Origin of the sequence: Rhodoferax lacus (assembly GCF_003415675.1) — a bacterium.
Classification (GTDB): Bacteria; Pseudomonadota; Gammaproteobacteria; order Burkholderiales; family Burkholderiaceae_C; genus Allorhodoferax; species Allorhodoferax lacus.
This window is the reverse complement of sequence record NZ_QFZK01000024.1, coordinates 21,112-37,014: the sequence shown is the minus strand read 5'-3', so window position 1 is coordinate 37,014 and position 15,903 is coordinate 21,112. Positions and strand designations below refer to the sequence as shown.

The window sequence follows — 15,903 nt, the reverse complement described above, 5'->3', positions numbered from 1 at the left end:
CCGCCCCAAGGCGAATCGCGGCCCCCTTGGGGGGCAGGAAGCCACACGAAGTGGGCGACCGTGGGGGCTTAATGTGATCGCATTTTGGCCCGCAGGCGCGCAATCGACTGGCTGTGCAGCTGGCAGATGCGGGACTCGGTCACATCCAGCACGGCAGCGATTTCCTTGAGGTTCATGTCCTGCTCGTAGTACATGCTCATGATGTACTGCTCGCGCTCGGGCAGCAGCTTGATGGCAGCCACCAGGGCTTCGCGCAGTTTGTGGTCGCGCAGCACGTTGAGCGGGTCGGCCTCGCTGTCGGCCACATGGCGGTCCAGGTAGGAGTCGTCGTCTTCGTTGCGGCCTGACATGTCTTCCAGGTAGACCAGCTGCGTGCCACGCACCTTGCCCAGCAGGCTTTGGTAGTCGGTCAGGCTCATGCCCAGTTCGGATGCAATCTCGGACTCCAGCGGCGTGCGGCCCAGCTTGTGCTCCACACGGCGCATGGCGGTCTCGATGTCTTTCTGGCTTTTGCGCGAGCCGCGCGACATCCAGTCGTTCTCGCGCAGCTCGTCGAGCATGGCGCCGCGTATGCGCTGGGTGGCAAAGGTTTCGAACTGCACGCCCTGCGAGGACTCAAACCGGGTGAGGGCGTCGGCCAAGCCGATCAGGCCGACCTGTATCAGGTCATCCACTTCCACGCTGGGTGGCAATTTGGCCATCATGTGGTGCGCCAGACGGCGCACCAAGGGCTGGTATTGCTTGATCAGCGCGTTGCGGTCGAGTTGACCTTTGGCCGTGTACATCAATGGCTCCTGCTCATTTCCCCAAACCTTACCCGTTCACGCGGCCGTTCGGCCGATTGTTCAAATCCTGCATCCTCTTGCGCCGTGCCGCATGGCAATGGCATCGCATGCTCCAGCAGCCGGGTGACCAGGCGGCGCATGTCGGCTTCAATGTGTGCTTCGGGCTGCAAAGGATCAATACGTACAGGACGGACATCGTACGCCAGAAAATTCCGGGCACATTCGCGCAGGGCATGGGCCACTCCAGCGGCTCCGGTACCTTGCGCGGCATCTTGCATCATATTCAGGATGGTGGGCTCCAGGCGCCCTTTGCGCAACAGGCGTTTCAAGGCCAGGTAGCTGGTCAGCAGCGAGCTTTTTTCACCCGATACGCTCAGCAGCGGCCGCACGGTCGAGCCACCCAGCAGGCGGATCAGTACGTCCGAGCCGGCATAGAGCACCAGTACGCCGCTGCTCTGCAAGGCCTGACCCAGGCGCTGCAGGCTGTGGGCGGGCTTGGCGCCCGGCGCGCACAGCGATTGCAGGCCCATGGCGGCAGGCAGCACGTTCCAGGCCGGCCCATCGTCCTCCAGGGCGCTGTGGCCAAACTGGTAGTCCAGCAGCTGCTGCAGACCGGGGTTGTTGACGGTCTCGGACATGGTGGCATCGAGCACCGTCACGCTGTAGCCGAGTTCGCTCAGGGCGCTGCTCAGTTGCCAGAGCAGGGGCTGTTCGGTGCGCGCGTCGCCATGCGACACCACGGCCAGCAGCTGGGGGGCCAGGGGTGCGGCCAGGCCCAGCAGCCCGACAGCCTGGTTCAGGGGTACATCATGCATGGAGCATTCCGGCGGTGGACTGGCTGGCGTGGCTGAAGATAAAGCCCAGGTCGGCGATCTTGGGGTCGTACACCGAATGGCCGGACGAGCGCATGGACGAGCGCACCAGCTTGTTGGCATTGGCCGCTTCCCAGTCTTCGGGTACGCGCTGGCCGGTGGTCACGCCACGCAGCACCAACTGGTGGCGGATGGCCACGTCCAGGGCGGGGCCCAGCTTGACGGCTTCATCAATCTTGGAAAAGATCACCTGCTGGTTGGCCGGCTGCTTGAAGTTGGCCACCGTGTCTTCCAGCGTGTCGCCATGGCCGCCAGCGTTGAGCACCAGCAGACGCTTCACGCCGGGTATTTCCAGCAGGTCCATCATCTCGCGCTTGCGCGGGTCGCGCGGGGCCAGGCCGGTGGTGTCAATCAGTACCATTTTCTTGTTGGACAAGAGGCCCAGCAGGTCTTGCAGGGCGGCGCGGTCATGCGCCAGGTGGGCCACGATGCCCAGCATCTTGCCGTAGGCGCGCAGCTGTTCCTGGGCCCCCACGCGGTAGGAGTCGAGTGTGATCAGGCCCACGCTGCTGGGGCCATGGGTGCGTGCGCACAGGCCGGCCAGCTTGGCCGCGGTGGTGGTCTTGCCAACGCCAGTGGCACCCACCAGGGCGAAGATGCCGCCTTCCTGGTGCAGGGCCGGGCCCTGGGCATCGGTGTGCAGATTGCGTTCCAGCACATCCAGCACCCAGTGCATGGACTGGGCGGCGTCGGCGTTTTCGGGCAGACGTTCCAGGATCGTGCGCGACAGCGTGGGCGAGAAGCCCGCGCGGATCAGCTTGAGCATCAGGTTGGCCTGGATCGGGTTCTGGCGCGCCTGGCCCAGCCAGTTCAGGGTGTTGAAGCGGTCTTCAATCAGATCCTTCATGGCATTGAGCTCGCGGCTGATGCTGGGCGACAAGGCCTGCGGGGCTGCGGCTTCGGGCTCGGGCCGGACCTTGATCACCAGGGGCTTGGGCTCGGGCGCGGCCGGCTGGAAGCTGTGGGCCGCCGGGCTGCTGGAGGAGGAGGGACGGGGCTCCTGCGGGCGGGTCTCGGGCGTGTCGTCACGCGGGATGCGGATGAGTTTGCTGCCCTCCGGAGCCTCTTCCTGGCGCCGGCGGGCCATGCGCTCACGCACATAGTCCTGGAAGGACAGGGTGCTCATGGCCAGTTGCGCAGCGTCGTCTTCCACGGCGCTGGCCACTTCCTTGAAGCTGGGTTCTGCGGCGCGCTGCGGGCTCGCGGTCTGGCGCTCCTGGCCAAAGCCGGCGTTGCGCTGGCCCGACTGGCCAAACGATGCGCTGTTGTCCTCGCCCAGGGTGGCCAGGCTGTCTTCGCCCGTTGCCACCACCTCGACGCCGTTTTCAATGGGGCGGTTGGACAAAATCAGTGTGCCGTCGCCAAAGGCCATGCGGGCCTTGGCCAGGGCTTCACGGGAGGTTGCGCCGGTAAAGCGTTGGATGTTCATGTTGCACCTCTAAGAATCGGACCAATGCGGATCGTGTGGGTTTCGGGTATTTCGCTGTGTGCCAGCACCTGCAGACGGGGTGCCACGCGGCGCAGCAGCCGGGCAATCGAGCCGCGGATCTGGTCCGGCACCAGCAGGCAGGCAGGCAGACCAATCTCTTCCTGGCGCATGGCAGTCTCGGCAGCGGTCTTGGAGAGCATGTCGGCCACGCCGGGGTCCAGGGCCGGGCCGGCCGTGTTGCCCAGGGCCTGCACCAGCAGGCGCTCCAGACCGGGGTCGATGGCAATCACATTGAGCTCGCGGGTGGGGCCATAGATCTGCTGCACGATGGCGGGCGACAGCGCCACGCGTACGCGCTTGGCCAGCTCGACAGGATCGGTGGTGGAGGTGGCGTTTTCGGCAATCGACTCGATGATGGTGCGGATATCGCGGATGTGCACCGACTCGTCGAGCAGCAGCTGCAGGACTTTCTGGAAGACGGCAATCGAGACCATTTTGGGCACGACCTCTTCGATCAGTTTGGGGGCCAGTTTGGCGACGTGTTCCACGAGTTGTTGGGTCTCTGTACGGCTGAGCAATTTGGAGGCTTGAACTTGCATCAAGTGTGACAAATGGGTGGCCATCACAGTCTCCGAATCAACCACGGTAAACCCGGCCATTTGCGCTGCTTCCTTTTGCCCGGCGTCGATCCAGTGGGCCGGCAGGCCAAACGCCGGATCGGTGGTGGCCGTGCCAATCAGCGGTGTGGTGATGCCGCCCGGGTTGATGGCCAGGAAGCTTTGCGGGAAGGCCTCGCCCTCGCCGACGATGACGCCGCGCAGGGTGATGCGGTAGGCACTGGGCTTGAGCTCCAGGTTGTCGCGCACATGCACGGGGGGCGGCAGAAAGCCCACCTCTTGTGCAAACTTGCGGCGCACGCCCTTGATGCGGTTGAGCAGGTCGCCCTGGCGCGTTTTGTCGACCAGCGCAATCAGGCGGTAGCCCAGCTCCAGGCCGAGCTGGTCCACGGGCTGTAGATCGTCCCAGGAGGCTTCACCGTCATTGGTGGCCACAGGTGCCACCACCTCGGCCTCGGTAACCACCGGGCGGTTGGCCAGGGCCCAGGCGCCGTAGAACAGCACCGCGGCAATGGCCAGGAACACAAAGTGCGGCATGCCGGGGATGATGCCCAGCACGAACATGATGGTGGCGGTGATGGCCAGCACCCGTGGCGAGGCAAACATCTGGCCCACGATCTGCTTGCCGATATCGGTGTCCTTGCCCACGCGCGAGACCACCATGGCCGCAGCCACCGAGATCAAGAGGCCCGGAATCTGTGCCACCAGCGCGTCACCCACGGCCAGCAGGATGTAGGTGTTGGCCGCTTCACTGGCGCTCAGGTCGTGCTGCAGCACACCGATGGTCAGACCGCCAAAGATGTTGATCAGCAGAATCAGGATGCCGGCCACGGCGTCACCGCGCACGAACTTGGAGGCACCGTCCATGGAGCCGAAGAAGTCGGCTTCTTCGCCCACCTCGGCACGGCGGCGCTTGGCTTCCTTCTCGTCAATCAGGCCGGCGTTCAGGTCGGCGTCTACGGCCATCTGCTTGCCGGGCATGGCGTCCAGGGTGAAGCGGGCAGACACCTCGGCAATACGCTCGGAGCCCTTGGTCACCACCACAAAGTTGATCACCACCAGAATGGCAAACACGATCAGGCCCACGGCAAAGTTGCCGCCAATCAGGAAGTGGCCAAAGGCCTCGATCACGGCACCGGCCGCACCGGCGCCGGTATGGCCTTCGAGCAGCACCACCCGGGTGGAGGCCACGTTGAGCGACAGGCGCATCAGGGTGGTCAGCAGCAGCACGCTGGGGAAGGCGGCAAAGTCCAGCGGCTTGACCATATAGGCGGCCACCATCATCACCATCAGGGCCACGGCGATGTTGATGGTGAAGAACGCATCCAGCAGGATGGGTGGCAGGGGCAGCACCATCATGGCCAGGATGGCCACCACCAGCATGGGGGCGGCAGCGCCCTGGACCACGTGGGCGTTGCTGCCGTACCACTGCTGCAGGCTTTTCAGCTGGGCGTTCATACGGTCACCGCTTTCAGGGTTTTGGAGTGGGGATCAAGTTCCGGCGGCACAAAGGGTTGTGGCACTTCGTCGGGCATGGGGCCTTCGCCCTTGAGAGCGGCGCGCAGGCGGTACACATAGGCCAGCACCTGGGCCACGGCGGTGTACAGGGCTGAGGGAATGTCGCGGTCCAGCTCGGCATTGGCATACAGGGCACGCGCCAGCATGGGCGACTGCAGCACCGGGATGGAGTGGTTCTTGGCGATGTCGCGGATCTTCAGGGCCAGCAGGTCGCTGCCCTTGGAAATCACCTGGGGCGCGGCCATGGTCTTCTCGTCGTATTTGATGGCCACGGCAAAGTGGGTCGGGTTCATCACCACGAAGTCGGCTTTGGGCACGGCGGTGACGCTGCTCTTTTGCGACATCTCGCGTTGCCGCTGGCGCTGCTTTTGCTTCATCTGCGGATTGCCGTCGCTTTCCTTGCCTTCCTGTTTCACTTCCTGGTGCGACATCTTCATCTCGCCCATGTGCAGGAACTTCTGCAGCGGCACGTCCACCAGGGCGGCCAGCAGCAGCACCAGCAGCATCAGGCCCAGGCCATTGGTGATCCACTGCACCAGGTGTGCCACGGCCGAGGCCGAGGGCTGCAGCAGCAGCGAAGAGATAGGCACCAGGCCGTTGCGCAAAAACAGCGTGGCCACGGTGAACATCACCGCGGTGATGAGCAGCATCTTGCCCGTGGTGATGATTTTCTTTTTGCTCAGCAGGTTGGCAAAACCGGTGAGCGGGTTGAGGCGGCTGAAGTCGGGCATCAAGGGGGTCAGGCTGTTGACCCAGCCGCCGGATGCCACGGCGGCAATGATGATGGCGGTCATGACAATGGCGGCCAGGGTGGCGCTGGCGGCCAGCCCCACGGTAACCGAATCACTCAGGCGCGGGAACAGGGTGCGGGGGCTTAGCAGGGTGCTGCCGTCAAAGCTGAGCTGCCGGATCATGTCCAGGCGCAGGTGGTCAAAGAAGGCCGGTGCCAGCACCAGGATGGCCACAGAGCCCACGCCCAGCACGGCCAGGTGGGTCAGGTCTTCGGAGCGGCTTACCTGTCCGTCATCGCGCGCTTTTTGGAGCTTGCGCTGTGAGGCGGGTAAATTGCGGTCTTGGCTTCCGGATTCCATGGTCAGAACTTTGTGTAGTTCTGACCATTGTCGTAAGCCCCTCCCGTTTCTAAAGGCTAAATAGCAGGGGGAAAGGCGGCCTGTTCAGTCGCCCTTTCAATTCTGTCTAGAACCCCAGGCTGGCGAGCAGATCGTCCACTTCAGACTGGTTGGTCACCACGTCCACTTTGCCTGTGGCATCCACCACCGGACCATCGAGTGCAGGCACATAGGGTTCGTGGGTGGAGGGGGCTTTGACGGTGGCGTCCGGCGGCGCTGTCTGTATCAGCAGCTGCACCAGTTGCTCTTCGATGGTGGCCGCCAGGTTCACCACCTTGGCAATCACCTGGCCGGTGAGGTCATGGAAGTCCTGCGCCATCATGATGGCGGTCAGGCTCTCGTCGACCTTGCGGCTGGCGCGGTCCACGTCTTCAATGAAATTCATCACATGGCCCTTGGCCACAGCGGCCACCGGATCCTTGACGATGAGCTGGCCTATGCGGTGGGTCTCTGAGGTGATGAAGTCGTGCTGGGCCTTGGCCTGGTCGACCTGGTTGAGCACTTTTTCAGCGGCCTCGCCGGTGAGGCGGGCGATGTAGGAGAGGCGGCTCTTGGCGTCGGGCAGTTCGCCTGCCCAGTTCTGCACCTTGGCGGTGAGGCCCAGGCCGTTGAGGGAGTCGTGTAGCTGGCGTGTCAGGGCTCCGAGCTGCTGGTGCACATCCGCCGCCGAGGCGGATGCAGGATCTACGGGGGTGGAGTCCTGCGTGGCCATGCTTACTTCAGCCCAACTTTGGTCAGGATGTTGTTGACCTTGTCTTCCAGCGTGGCCTTGGTAAAGGGCTTGACGATGTAGCCGGCAGCACCCTGCTGGGCCGCCATCACGATGTCTTCCTTGCGGGCTTCTGCGGTCACCATCAGCACCGGCAGGTGTTTGAGCTTGTCGTCCTTCTTGATTTCTCCCAGCAACTGGAAGCCGTTCATATTGGGCATGTTGATGTCACTGACCACAAAGTCAAAGGTGCTGTTGCGAAGCTTTTGCAGGGCAATGACTCCGTCTTCGGCCTCATCTGCGTCGGCATAGCCGCTCTCCTTGAGCAGATTGCGCACGATGCGGCGCATGGTGGAAAAGTCATCAACGATTAAAAAGCGTAATTCTTTGGACATGACTTGCTCTTTCGAGGTCGATTTTTCTGTTGATCATTAGTATGACCGAAATTTTCGGTCACTATGGTGTCGTTTTCGCCGCCGCAGCGGGTGGCACCGCCTCGGGTTCCGCTTCCACGGGCGCACTCTGGCCCAGCAAGCGCTCCTGCGCTTCCTTGGTCATGACCAGAATGCTGATGCGCCGGTTGATGGCGGCGTTGGGATTGTCGGGCTCAAAAGGCACGCTGGAGCCCATGCCCACCACCCGAGCCAGTTTGCCTTCGGGCATACCCGCGATCATCAGCTCGCGCCGGGCCGCATTGGCGCGGTCGGCAGACAGCTCCCAATTGCTGTAGCCGCGCACCGGGTCGCCAAAGGCCTGGCGGTCGGTGTGGCCGTCCAGACTGATCTTGTTTTCCACGTCCAGCAGGGCCAGGCCGATTTCACGCAGGATGTCGCGCATATAGGATTTGACGTCGGCACTGCCGCTGTCAAACATGGGCCGCTTCTGGTCATCCACGATCTGGATCCGCAAACCGTCGGGCGTGAGCTCCATCTTGATCTGCTTGCTGAACTCGGCAAGCTTGGCGTTGTTGGAAATGGTCATCGCAATCTTGGCACCCAGGGCCGAGAGGCGACGCGAGTCGGCCTTGACCTCGGCCGCCCGGAACTGTTCGGTGGCCACTTTTTTGGCGCGCTTCTCGTCGCCATCGGCCCTGGAGGTCTGGCCCACGCTCTGGCTGATGTCGTTGCCGCCACCATTGAGCAGGCTGTTGCTCGAGCCCGAGCCGCTTCCGCCTGCCAGGGCCACCTTCAGTGGGGACTGGAAGTAGTCGGAGATGCCCTTCTTGTCACCCTCGGAGGTGCTGCCCAAGAGCCACATCAACAAAAAGAACGCCATCATGGCGGTCACGAAGTCGGCGTAGGCAATCTTCCAGGCGCCACCATGCACCGCGTGGCCGCCCTTCTTGACCCGCTTGATGATGATCGGCTGTAGTTTCTTGGCGTCCCCTGCCATGCTCAGACTCCCATGGCCTTACTTCTTCTTCACGAAGGCTTCGAGCTCGGCAAACGTGGGCCGCTCGGTGGAGTACAGCACCTTGCGGCCGAATTCGATGGCAGTAGACGGGTTGTAGCCCTGCATGCTGGCCAGGAGGGTGGTCTTGATGCATTGCAGCTCCTTGCCCGACTCTTCCACCTTTTGCTCCAGCAGGCCAGCCAGCGGCTCGGCAAAGGCATAGGCCAGCAAAATACCCAGAAAGGTACCCACCAGGGCCGAGCCGATCATGCCGCCCAGCACGGCCGGGGGCTGGCCCACCGAGCCCATGGTATTCACCACGCCCAGCACGGCGGCCACAATGCCGAAAGCCGGCAGGCCGCCGGCAACGCGCTGGATGGCGGCCACAGCGGCGTGTTCTTCATGGTGGTGGGTTTCGATCTCGCTGTCCATGAGGGACTCGATTTCGTGGGCGTTGAGGTTGCCGGACACCATCATGCGCAGGTAGTCGGTGATGAACTCCACCACATGGTGGTCATGGCCGACGGTGGGGTATTTCTTGAAGATGGCCGATTCGTGGGGGTTCTCCACGTCGTTCTCGATCGCCATCAGGCCCTCCTTGCGGGCCTTCTGCAGGATGTCGAACATCAGGGCCATCAGGTCCATGTAGCGCGCCTTGCTGTACTTGCTGCCCTTGAAGCAGGCGCCCAGCCCCTTGAGGGTGGACTTGACCACCTTCATCTGGTTGTTGGCCAGGAAGGCGCCTACCGTGGCGCCGCCAATGGTCAGCATTTCCCAGGGCAGGGCGTGCAAGATGACGCTGATGTTTCCGCCGTGGATGATGAACACGCCGAATACGCAGGCCAGGCAGACGAGCCATCCGATGATTACAAACATAGGCGTGAGTGTGACAGCGAGGCCCGGGAGCCTAGGGGTTTAAATGGGGGGCTTTTGACGGCCTGTACCCATCATATCGTCCTGCCGGGGCCTGCACTTGAATTCAATGCAGCAATATGCCGCCCGCACCGGCACCTTTGCCAGCGCGTGCCGGTGGCGAGCACAGGCCGCATTCGAAGTGGCGGCTGTTCTCATAGGCTTCGGACACAAAGTGGCCGCCGCACTTGGAGCACTTGGTCATGGACAGCATGTTGTTGTCAATGAACTTCACCAGGCGCCAGGCGCGGGTGATGGACAAGAGGGGCTCCACGCCGCAGGCGGCGATCTGCTCCATGTAAAGCTTGTAGGCCTTCATGATGGCGTCAATGTCTTCCAGCGCGCTGACCTTGGTGAGGTACTCGTAGGTGTTCTGGAACAGCGAGGCGTGGATGTTGGGCTGCCAGGTCAGGAACCACTCGGTGGAGAAGGGCAGCTGGCCCTTGCTGGGGGAGCGGCCGGCCACTTCCTTGTACAGGCGCAACAGGCGCTCGTAGGACAGGTCGGTTTCGCTCTCCAGCACCTGCAGGCGCGCGCCCAGGTTGATCAGGGCCACAGCCCGCTCGACTTGCTTGGAATCATTCAAAACGCTTTTGGTGGCCATGGTGCTGCTCCGGAATATGTGGTGGTCTGGCTTACAGGGCTTCGGCAAAGCGGCCGGCCATCAGGATGCTGGCGTGCAGGCGGGTGGTGGAGTCGTTGTCCACCTTGGCAGCGGTGTGGTTGGTCAGCAGGTTCCAGACCACTTCATCGTCCATGCGGAAGCGGCACAGCAGCATGTTGCCGGAGGCAATCTTGAAGATCTGGGCGGGAGACAGGGCGCCGATCATGGTGGCCGACTCTTCGGACATGCCCAGGCGGAACAGGGCTTCGGCCTTGTCCTGGCGGATCAGGTTCTGGGCCAGCATCAGATAGGTCAAATTGGCTTCCCGGATTTCAGAAAGAATTTGTTCGTTTGTCATGGCTGGCTCCAGAAGTGAAACATGTATGTAGGGGGTGAACAGCATCTATTCATTTGCCGTTCACCATGGATGCAATTCTGGAAGCCTGAGCCAGAAACTTGAATCAGGGTTTGGATGGTTCGCATGTCAGTGCGCCAGCGCAGGTGTGTAAGGGAACTTCCTACAGCGCTGTCTGGCTGTGGACTTCCGGCTGGCACCCGCCTGCATACGCGTGCTGCGGTTTCACCAAGCACAAAGCACTGCAAGGCCAACCCTGGAGCGCAGCCCCAGGGTTGGCCTTGCAGTGCAAAGCGGTACGTCAGAGGCCTGAGGGCCCCGAAGCGATTACTTCAGCAGTTGCAGCACCTGCTGTGGCAACTGGTTGGCCTGCGCCACCATGGCCGTGCCGGCTTGCTGCAGGATCTGGGCGCGCGACAGGTTGGCGGTTTCCAGCGCAAAGTCGGTGTCCTGGATGCGTGAGCGCGAGGCGCTCAGGTTTTCTGCCGTGCTTTGCAGATTGGAGATGGCTGATTCAAAGCGCGACTGCAGGGCACCGAAGCTGGCGCGCTGGCCGTTGACGCTGGCCAGGGCCGAGTCCACGGTGGACAGGCTGCGGGTTGCCGAATCCACGGTGGACACGTCCAGCGTGTTGGCGGCCTGGAGCTGGCTGCCTGCGGTTGCGGCATTGAAGTAACCCGTGCCCGCGACTGCCTGGCCACCGGTGGCCACAACGCCGAAGGTCTTGTCCGAATCCAGGGTCAGCGCACCGTTGATGGTGGCTGTGACACCGGCTGCAATGGCTACGCCTCCCGCCGACACAGAACCTGTGGCCGCGTTGTTGACCAGCACAATGTCGGCGCCCGATGCGTTGGACAGCGTGATGCCGGTGCCGGCGGTGTTGAGCTTGGCGCTCACGCCGGTTTGGGAGGTCTTGTCGTTGAACGCCGTGATCGCAGCAGCCAGGCTGTCCGCGGTGCTCCCGGCAGCAGGGCCTGTTGAAAAGGCCACATTCACAGCGGTGCTGTTGTCGGAGGTGATCGCAATCGTGTAGCTGCTGGCAGCGGTGAACGCGGTCAGGTCAATGTCGGTGCGCGCCGTCGCGGTGACACCCGTGGTGCCGGACTGGGCATTCACGGCTGCGGCCACCGTCTTGGCACTGGCTCCGGCTGCCACGGTAATGGCGGTGCTGCTGCCGCTGGCGCCGTTGACGGTCAAGGTGCCTGCTGTAATGCGGCTTGTGGCACTGGCGACGGCAGTGGACAGCACGGCATTGGCGGTGGAGCCGGTCACCAGGTCACCGGTTGCGCCTGCGGTGGCGGCCACCACCGAACCAATACGGTTGTTGCCATATTTGCTGGTGCTGAAGTTGGCCGTCGTTGCGGTAATGGTCTGGTTGGCATTGGCGCCCACCTGGAAGGTGGCCGAGCCAAAGCTGCCGTCCAGCAGCTTCTGGCCGTTGAACTCGGTGGTCTTGGAGATGCGGTCCAGCTCGGAGGCCAGTTGCCCCACTTCGGCGTTCAGTGCGGCACGGTCGCTGGCCGAGTTGGTGGCGTTGGCGGACTGCACGGCCAATTCACGTACCCGCTGCAGGATGGTGGTCGCAGAGCCGAGTGCCCCTTCCGCCACCTGCGCCAGCGAGATGCCGTCGTTGGCATTGCGTGCGGCTTGTGTGGTGCCCCGAATCTGGGAGGTCATACGGTCGGCAATGGCCAGGCCTGCGGCATCGTCCTTGGCGCTGTTGATGCGCAAACCCGAGGAGAGTCGCTGCATCGACATCGCCAAGGAAGACTGCGACGTGCTCAGGTTGCGCTGGGCCGTCATGGACGAGATATTTGAATTGATGGTGGATGCCACGGCGAAACTCCTTTAAAGATGTACAAATCGGCTTCGCTGCCGATTGCATAGCCTGCTTACCCACAGACAATCAGAAACGATGGGTAAATTGTGGAGAGGTCGCGCCGGGGTGATTTGCCGATAAGAGCGGTAAATACCCGGCAAATGTGCAATTCAGACGCCGCTGCAGGCCGGCCGGGCGCCTATGTGCAAATACTGGGCGGCAAAGACCGTGCTCTTCTGCTTGAGAGCACCAAGGCCTTGCGCTGGCAATGCGCCGCTGCAGATTGTTCTCAAGTTTGTCCGCAGGCATCCGAAAACTATTCCAACGGGTCTCAAACACCTGTCGTCCGGAGATGCCAAGGGGCTACCCCGGTCATGGCGGTCAGCAGCGATGCTGGCGTTTAGATCGGCAATTCGCCGGATATAGATAGTTTTTTAGGAGTTATCCCATGTCAAACAGCATCAACAGCAATATCAATTCCCTGTCTGCCCAGCGCAACCTGACATCTTCCCAGGCCTCGCTGTCGACAGCCATGCAACGCCTGTCTTCCGGTTTGCGCATCAACAGCGCCAAGGACGACGCCGCTGGCCTGAACATCTCGGAGCGCATGACCTCGCAAATCCGCGGCCTGACACAGGCTTCCCGCAATGCCAATGACGGCATCTCGCTGGCGCAAACGGCTGAAGGTGCATTGGGCTCTGCCACCACCATTCTGCAGCGTGTGCGTGAACTGGCTGTGCAGTCCGCCAATGCCACCAACTCCGCCAGTGACCGTGCCGCCCTGAATGCTGAAGTGGGCCAGCTCTCTTCGGAACTGGACCGCATCGCCAAGACCACCGAGTTCAACGGCCAGAAGCTGCTGGACGGCAGCTTCGGCTCGGCCACCTTCCAGGTGGGTGCCAATGCCAACCAGACCATTACCGCCACGACGGCCAACTTCAGCACCAGCAAGTACGGCAACAACCGCATTGGCTCGGTGGTGGCGACTACCGCCGGTGGAACCGGTGATCTGGTGACCGGGTCCACTGCCGGTTCGAACGTTTCCAAGGGCGTGGTCAGTGCTACCAGCACCATCGTTGCCGATGCCACTTTTGCCGTGAACGGCGCGGTCGGCTCCAAGGTGATTGGCGTGGCCGCTGGCGACAGCGCCAAGACAGTTGCTGCCAACGTAAATGCACAAACCGGTGTGACCGGTGTATCGGCCACTGCCCGTACCGAAGTGGACGCCACCTTCAAGGTTGCCGACAGCTTCACCATGACGGTCAAGTCGGACAACTCGTCTGCCGTGACCGTGTCGTTTGCCACAGGTGCAGCGGCCAATGCGGATGGTTTGGCTGCCGCGATCACCGCGTTCAACGACAAGAGTTCGCAAACCGGTGTGACTGCCAAGCTCAATTCGGCTGGCAACGGCCTCACACTGACCAATGCTTCGGGTGCTGACATTGCCATCACCAACTCGTCTGCCACGGGTACGGCCACCATCGGTGGTGCGGCTGTAGTGGTTGCCACCGGTGTCGCCTATGTAACCGGTGCCGTGACTCTGGACTCTGACAAGACGTTTGGCGTGGTCAGCACCACCGGTGCTGCCGGCGTGAGTTATTTCCTGGGCGCTCAGTCCAGCCAGCTCCAGGCCGCCAGCACCATGGACGTGTCCACCGTTGACTCTGCTACCCGCACACTGAACACCGTGGACTCGGCACTCGCTGCAGTGAACGGCCAACGTGCCAGCTTCGGTGCCTTGCAGTCACGCTTTGACACCACCATTTCCAACCTGGCTACCACCAGCACCAACCTGAGCGCAGCCCGTTCGCGTATCCAGGACACAGACTTTGCCGCAGAAACGGCCAACCTGTCCCGTGCGCAGATCCTGCAACAGGCCGGCACCGCCATGGTGGCCCAGGCCAACCAGCTGCCCCAGGGCGTGCTGGCCCTGCTGCGCTAAGGTGCAGGCAACTTGGGCGCCCAAGCGCTCAAGTTGTTCCACAAATGGTCGATACTGAAACGACGGGGAACAAAAGTTCTCCGTCGTTTTTTTGCTTTTTGGGGCAATACCCGGTGCAATCCGGGCTAGTTCCGGGTTTATGTTCCACGCCAAGATGGGACACTTGCCAGGTTTTGATGGCTAAGGAGTTGCTGGTATGGCTACGATTTCATCTGCAGGTATTGGAAGTGGGTTACAGGTTGAAAGCATCATCACGCAACTGGTGGCGCTGGAAAAAAATCCGCTGAAAACCCTGACCGCCAAGGCCACCCTGGTGCAAAACCAGATTTCCGCCATTGGCACCATCCACTCCGAGTTTTCTGCCCTGGCAGATGCCGCCAAGGCGATGATGAGCCCCACTGCGTGGTCGGCGCGCACGGCCTCCAGCTCCAACACCGCCGCGGCTACCGTGACGGCCACGGCCACTGCCAATGCCACCTCCATCAGCCTGGATGTGGACAGCCTGGCCAAGCCGCAGTCGGTCACGTCACCCACCCTCCCGGCCGGTGGCCTGGTGGGCGCCGGCACCCTGGTGCTGCGTACCGGGTCGTGGGCAGCAGGGGTTTTTACCCCGGGTGGCGCCAGTTCGGATATCACTATTACCGCCGAGGCCACGGACACCGTGGCAAGCCTGGCGGCCAAGATCAACAGCGCCAATTCCGGCGTGGTGGCAACGGCCTTCAATGACGGCACCAGTGACCGCTTGCTGTTGCAGTCCAAGGTGACTGGCACCTCTTCGGGCTTTCGCTTGCAGGTCACCACCGACGCGGACAGCGTCGCCACTGACAACGCAGGGCTGTCGCGCCTGTCGTTCGACCCCGCAGCAGGTGCTTTTGGCATGGCAACGGCAGGCTTGCCGGTGCAATATGGCTCCAATGCCAATGCGCGCATCAATGGCATGGCCGTGACATCCCAGACCAATACCCTGACCAACAACATTCCCGGCGTGACGATTGTGCTCAGCGCCACCACCACCACCAACTACGGGCTGGTCAATGAAGCGCTGGCGCCGGTGACGGTGGCGGTCCGTGAAGATGTGACCCCGGCCGTCAAAAGTGTGCAGGCGTTTGTGACGGCCTACAACACGTTGGCGGCGTCGCTGGCCGATGGGACCAAATACGATTCAGCCACCAAGACTGCGGCCATATTCCAGGGCGACTCCACGGTTGTCGGCATGCAGAACGTGCTGCGCAATATGCTGGGGTCCATCAGCGCGGGCAGTGCCTACCAGCGGCTGGCTGACGTGGGCATTCAAAGGCAGCTCGATGGCTCGCTGACGCTGGACACCACCAAGCTGAGCACGGCGGCAAACAATGGAACCGAACTGCAGAAGCTGTTTACCGCCAACAACAGCAACCCGCTGACCGACGGCTTTGCGAAAAAGTTCTACGCCTTGGCCACAGGCGTTCTGGCCACAGGGGGGCTGGTGACCAACAAGGCCAATGCCCTGCAAAAAGTGCTCAACAACAACGGCACCGAGCAGACGCGGGTGAACGACCGTGCGGCAGCGGTGGAGGCGCGCTTGCGCAAGCAGTACACCGCACTGGATACGCAGATGGCCGGCCTCAACGCGCTCAACGCCTACGTGGCGCAGCAGGTCACCACCTGGAACAAGTCGACGGCCTAGCGCCTGCCTGGCTTGCAAACCGCCGGGTCTTCCCTTTAAATGGGGGGCCCGCGCTGCAAAATTGCTGAAAAACCTTTACGCAGGTTCACCCGGATTTCCCCGGAAAAAGTCCTTCAGTCAGCAGCAGTAGTGTCGATAATTAATGCAAGAACA

At 62.3% G+C, this 15,903-nt stretch carries 14 protein-coding genes; 2 read left to right on the top strand and 12 right to left on the bottom strand.

Features of this window, described 5'->3' with window-relative positions:
- Positions 1-68 precede the first annotated feature (68 nt).
- From DIC66_RS20505 to DIC66_RS20450, 12 genes are all read right to left on the bottom strand, one after another.
- Positions 69-785 carry an RNA polymerase sigma factor FliA gene (locus tag DIC66_RS20505; RefSeq protein ID WP_117180043.1) on the bottom strand — a complete coding sequence of 239 codons (717 nt, stop codon included), beginning with the start codon at positions 783-785 and terminating at the stop codon, positions 69-71.
- Entirely contained in the window at positions 785-1,600 is an 816-nt protein-coding gene (locus tag DIC66_RS20500) for a hypothetical protein (RefSeq protein WP_117180042.1), read from the bottom strand. Before DIC66_RS20500 ends, DIC66_RS20505 begins: the two co-directional genes overlap by 1 nt.
- The gene (gene flhF / locus DIC66_RS20495; RefSeq protein ID WP_117180041.1) at positions 1,593-3,086 is read right to left on the bottom strand and encodes a flagellar biosynthesis GTPase FlhF; all 1,494 of its coding nucleotides are present in this window, start codon (positions 3,084-3,086) and stop codon (positions 1,593-1,595) included. The genes DIC66_RS20500 and flhF overlap by 8 nt, the downstream gene beginning before the upstream one ends.
- Complete coding sequence (flhA, locus tag DIC66_RS20490; protein ID WP_117180040.1) at positions 3,083-5,161, bottom strand: flagellar biosynthesis protein FlhA; 2,079 nt, start codon at positions 5,159-5,161, stop codon at positions 3,083-3,085. Before flhA ends, flhF begins: the two co-directional genes overlap by 4 nt.
- Positions 5,158-6,312, bottom strand: coding sequence for an EscU/YscU/HrcU family type III secretion system export apparatus switch protein (locus tag DIC66_RS20485; RefSeq protein ID WP_117180039.1), 1,155 nt, complete (start codon positions 6,310-6,312; stop codon positions 5,158-5,160). The genes flhA and DIC66_RS20485 overlap by 4 nt, the downstream gene beginning before the upstream one ends.
- Before the next feature lie 106 nt (positions 6,313-6,418).
- Positions 6,419-7,063, bottom strand: a complete 645-nt coding sequence (locus DIC66_RS20480) for a protein phosphatase CheZ (protein ID WP_117180038.1) — start codon at positions 7,061-7,063, stop codon at positions 6,419-6,421.
- Positions 7,064-7,065: 2 nt separating this feature from the next.
- Positions 7,066-7,455 carry a chemotaxis response regulator CheY gene (gene cheY / locus DIC66_RS20475; protein WP_117180037.1) on the bottom strand — a complete coding sequence of 130 codons (390 nt, stop codon included), beginning with the start codon at positions 7,453-7,455 and terminating at the stop codon, positions 7,066-7,068.
- A gap of 61 nt (positions 7,456-7,516) precedes the next feature.
- Positions 7,517-8,452, bottom strand: a complete 936-nt coding sequence (gene motB, locus DIC66_RS20470; RefSeq protein ID WP_117180036.1) for a flagellar motor protein MotB — start codon at positions 8,450-8,452, stop codon at positions 7,517-7,519.
- Between the two features lie 18 nt (positions 8,453-8,470).
- Entirely contained in the window at positions 8,471-9,328 is an 858-nt protein-coding gene (gene motA, locus DIC66_RS20465) for a flagellar motor stator protein MotA (RefSeq protein ID WP_117180035.1), read from the bottom strand.
- 103 nt (positions 9,329-9,431) lie between these two features.
- Positions 9,432-9,968 (bottom strand): flagellar transcriptional regulator FlhC, encoded by a 537-nt coding sequence (flhC, locus tag DIC66_RS20460; protein WP_117180034.1) that lies wholly within the window; start codon positions 9,966-9,968, stop codon positions 9,432-9,434.
- Positions 9,969-9,999: 31 nt separating this feature from the next.
- Complete coding sequence (gene flhD, locus DIC66_RS20455) at positions 10,000-10,326, bottom strand: flagellar transcriptional regulator FlhD (RefSeq protein ID WP_117180062.1); 327 nt, start codon at positions 10,324-10,326, stop codon at positions 10,000-10,002.
- Positions 10,327-10,650: 324 nt separating this feature from the next.
- A complete protein-coding gene (locus DIC66_RS20450; RefSeq protein WP_117180033.1) occupies positions 10,651-12,159 on the bottom strand; it encodes a flagellin N-terminal helical domain-containing protein in 1,509 nt (502 codons plus the stop codon).
- Between the two features lie 431 nt (positions 12,160-12,590).
- Here DIC66_RS20450 and DIC66_RS20445 point away from each other — a divergent pair, with 431 nt between their 5' ends.
- Entirely contained in the window at positions 12,591-14,084 is a 1,494-nt protein-coding gene (locus DIC66_RS20445) for a flagellin N-terminal helical domain-containing protein (RefSeq protein ID WP_117180032.1), read from the top strand.
- A gap of 196 nt (positions 14,085-14,280) precedes the next feature.
- Complete coding sequence (gene fliD, locus DIC66_RS20440; RefSeq protein ID WP_117180031.1) at positions 14,281-15,750, top strand: flagellar filament capping protein FliD; 1,470 nt, start codon at positions 14,281-14,283, stop codon at positions 15,748-15,750.
- Positions 15,751-15,903 lie beyond the last annotated feature (153 nt).

Coding starts and splice junctions, on each gene's coding strand:
- DIC66_RS20505 (WP_117180043.1), bottom strand. CDS start 785: ATGTACACGGCCAAAGGTCAACTCGACCGCAACGCGCTGATCAAGCAA.
- DIC66_RS20500 (WP_117180042.1), bottom strand. CDS start 1,600: ATGCATGATGTACCCCTGAACCAGGCTGTCGGGCTGCTGGGCCTGGCC.
- flhF (WP_117180041.1), bottom strand. CDS start 3,086: ATGAACATCCAACGCTTTACCGGCGCAACCTCCCGTGAAGCCCTGGCC.
- flhA (WP_117180040.1), bottom strand. CDS start 5,161: ATGAACGCCCAGCTGAAAAGCCTGCAGCAGTGGTACGGCAGCAACGCC.
- DIC66_RS20485 (WP_117180039.1), bottom strand. CDS start 6,312: ATGGAATCCGGAAGCCAAGACCGCAATTTACCCGCCTCACAGCGCAAG.
- DIC66_RS20480 (WP_117180038.1), bottom strand. CDS start 7,063: ATGGCCACGCAGGACTCCACCCCCGTAGATCCTGCATCCGCCTCGGCG.
- cheY (WP_117180037.1), bottom strand. CDS start 7,455: ATGTCCAAAGAATTACGCTTTTTAATCGTTGATGACTTTTCCACCATG.
- motB (WP_117180036.1), bottom strand. CDS start 8,452: ATGGCAGGGGACGCCAAGAAACTACAGCCGATCATCATCAAGCGGGTC.
- motA (WP_117180035.1), bottom strand. CDS start 9,328: ATGTTTGTAATCATCGGATGGCTCGTCTGCCTGGCCTGCGTATTCGGC.
- flhC (WP_117180034.1), bottom strand. CDS start 9,968: ATGGCCACCAAAAGCGTTTTGAATGATTCCAAGCAAGTCGAGCGGGCT.
- flhD (WP_117180062.1), bottom strand. CDS start 10,326: ATGACAAACGAACAAATTCTTTCTGAAATCCGGGAAGCCAATTTGACC.
- DIC66_RS20445 (WP_117180032.1), top strand. CDS start 12,591: ATGTCAAACAGCATCAACAGCAATATCAATTCCCTGTCTGCCCAGCGC.
- fliD (WP_117180031.1), top strand. CDS start 14,281: ATGGCTACGATTTCATCTGCAGGTATTGGAAGTGGGTTACAGGTTGAA.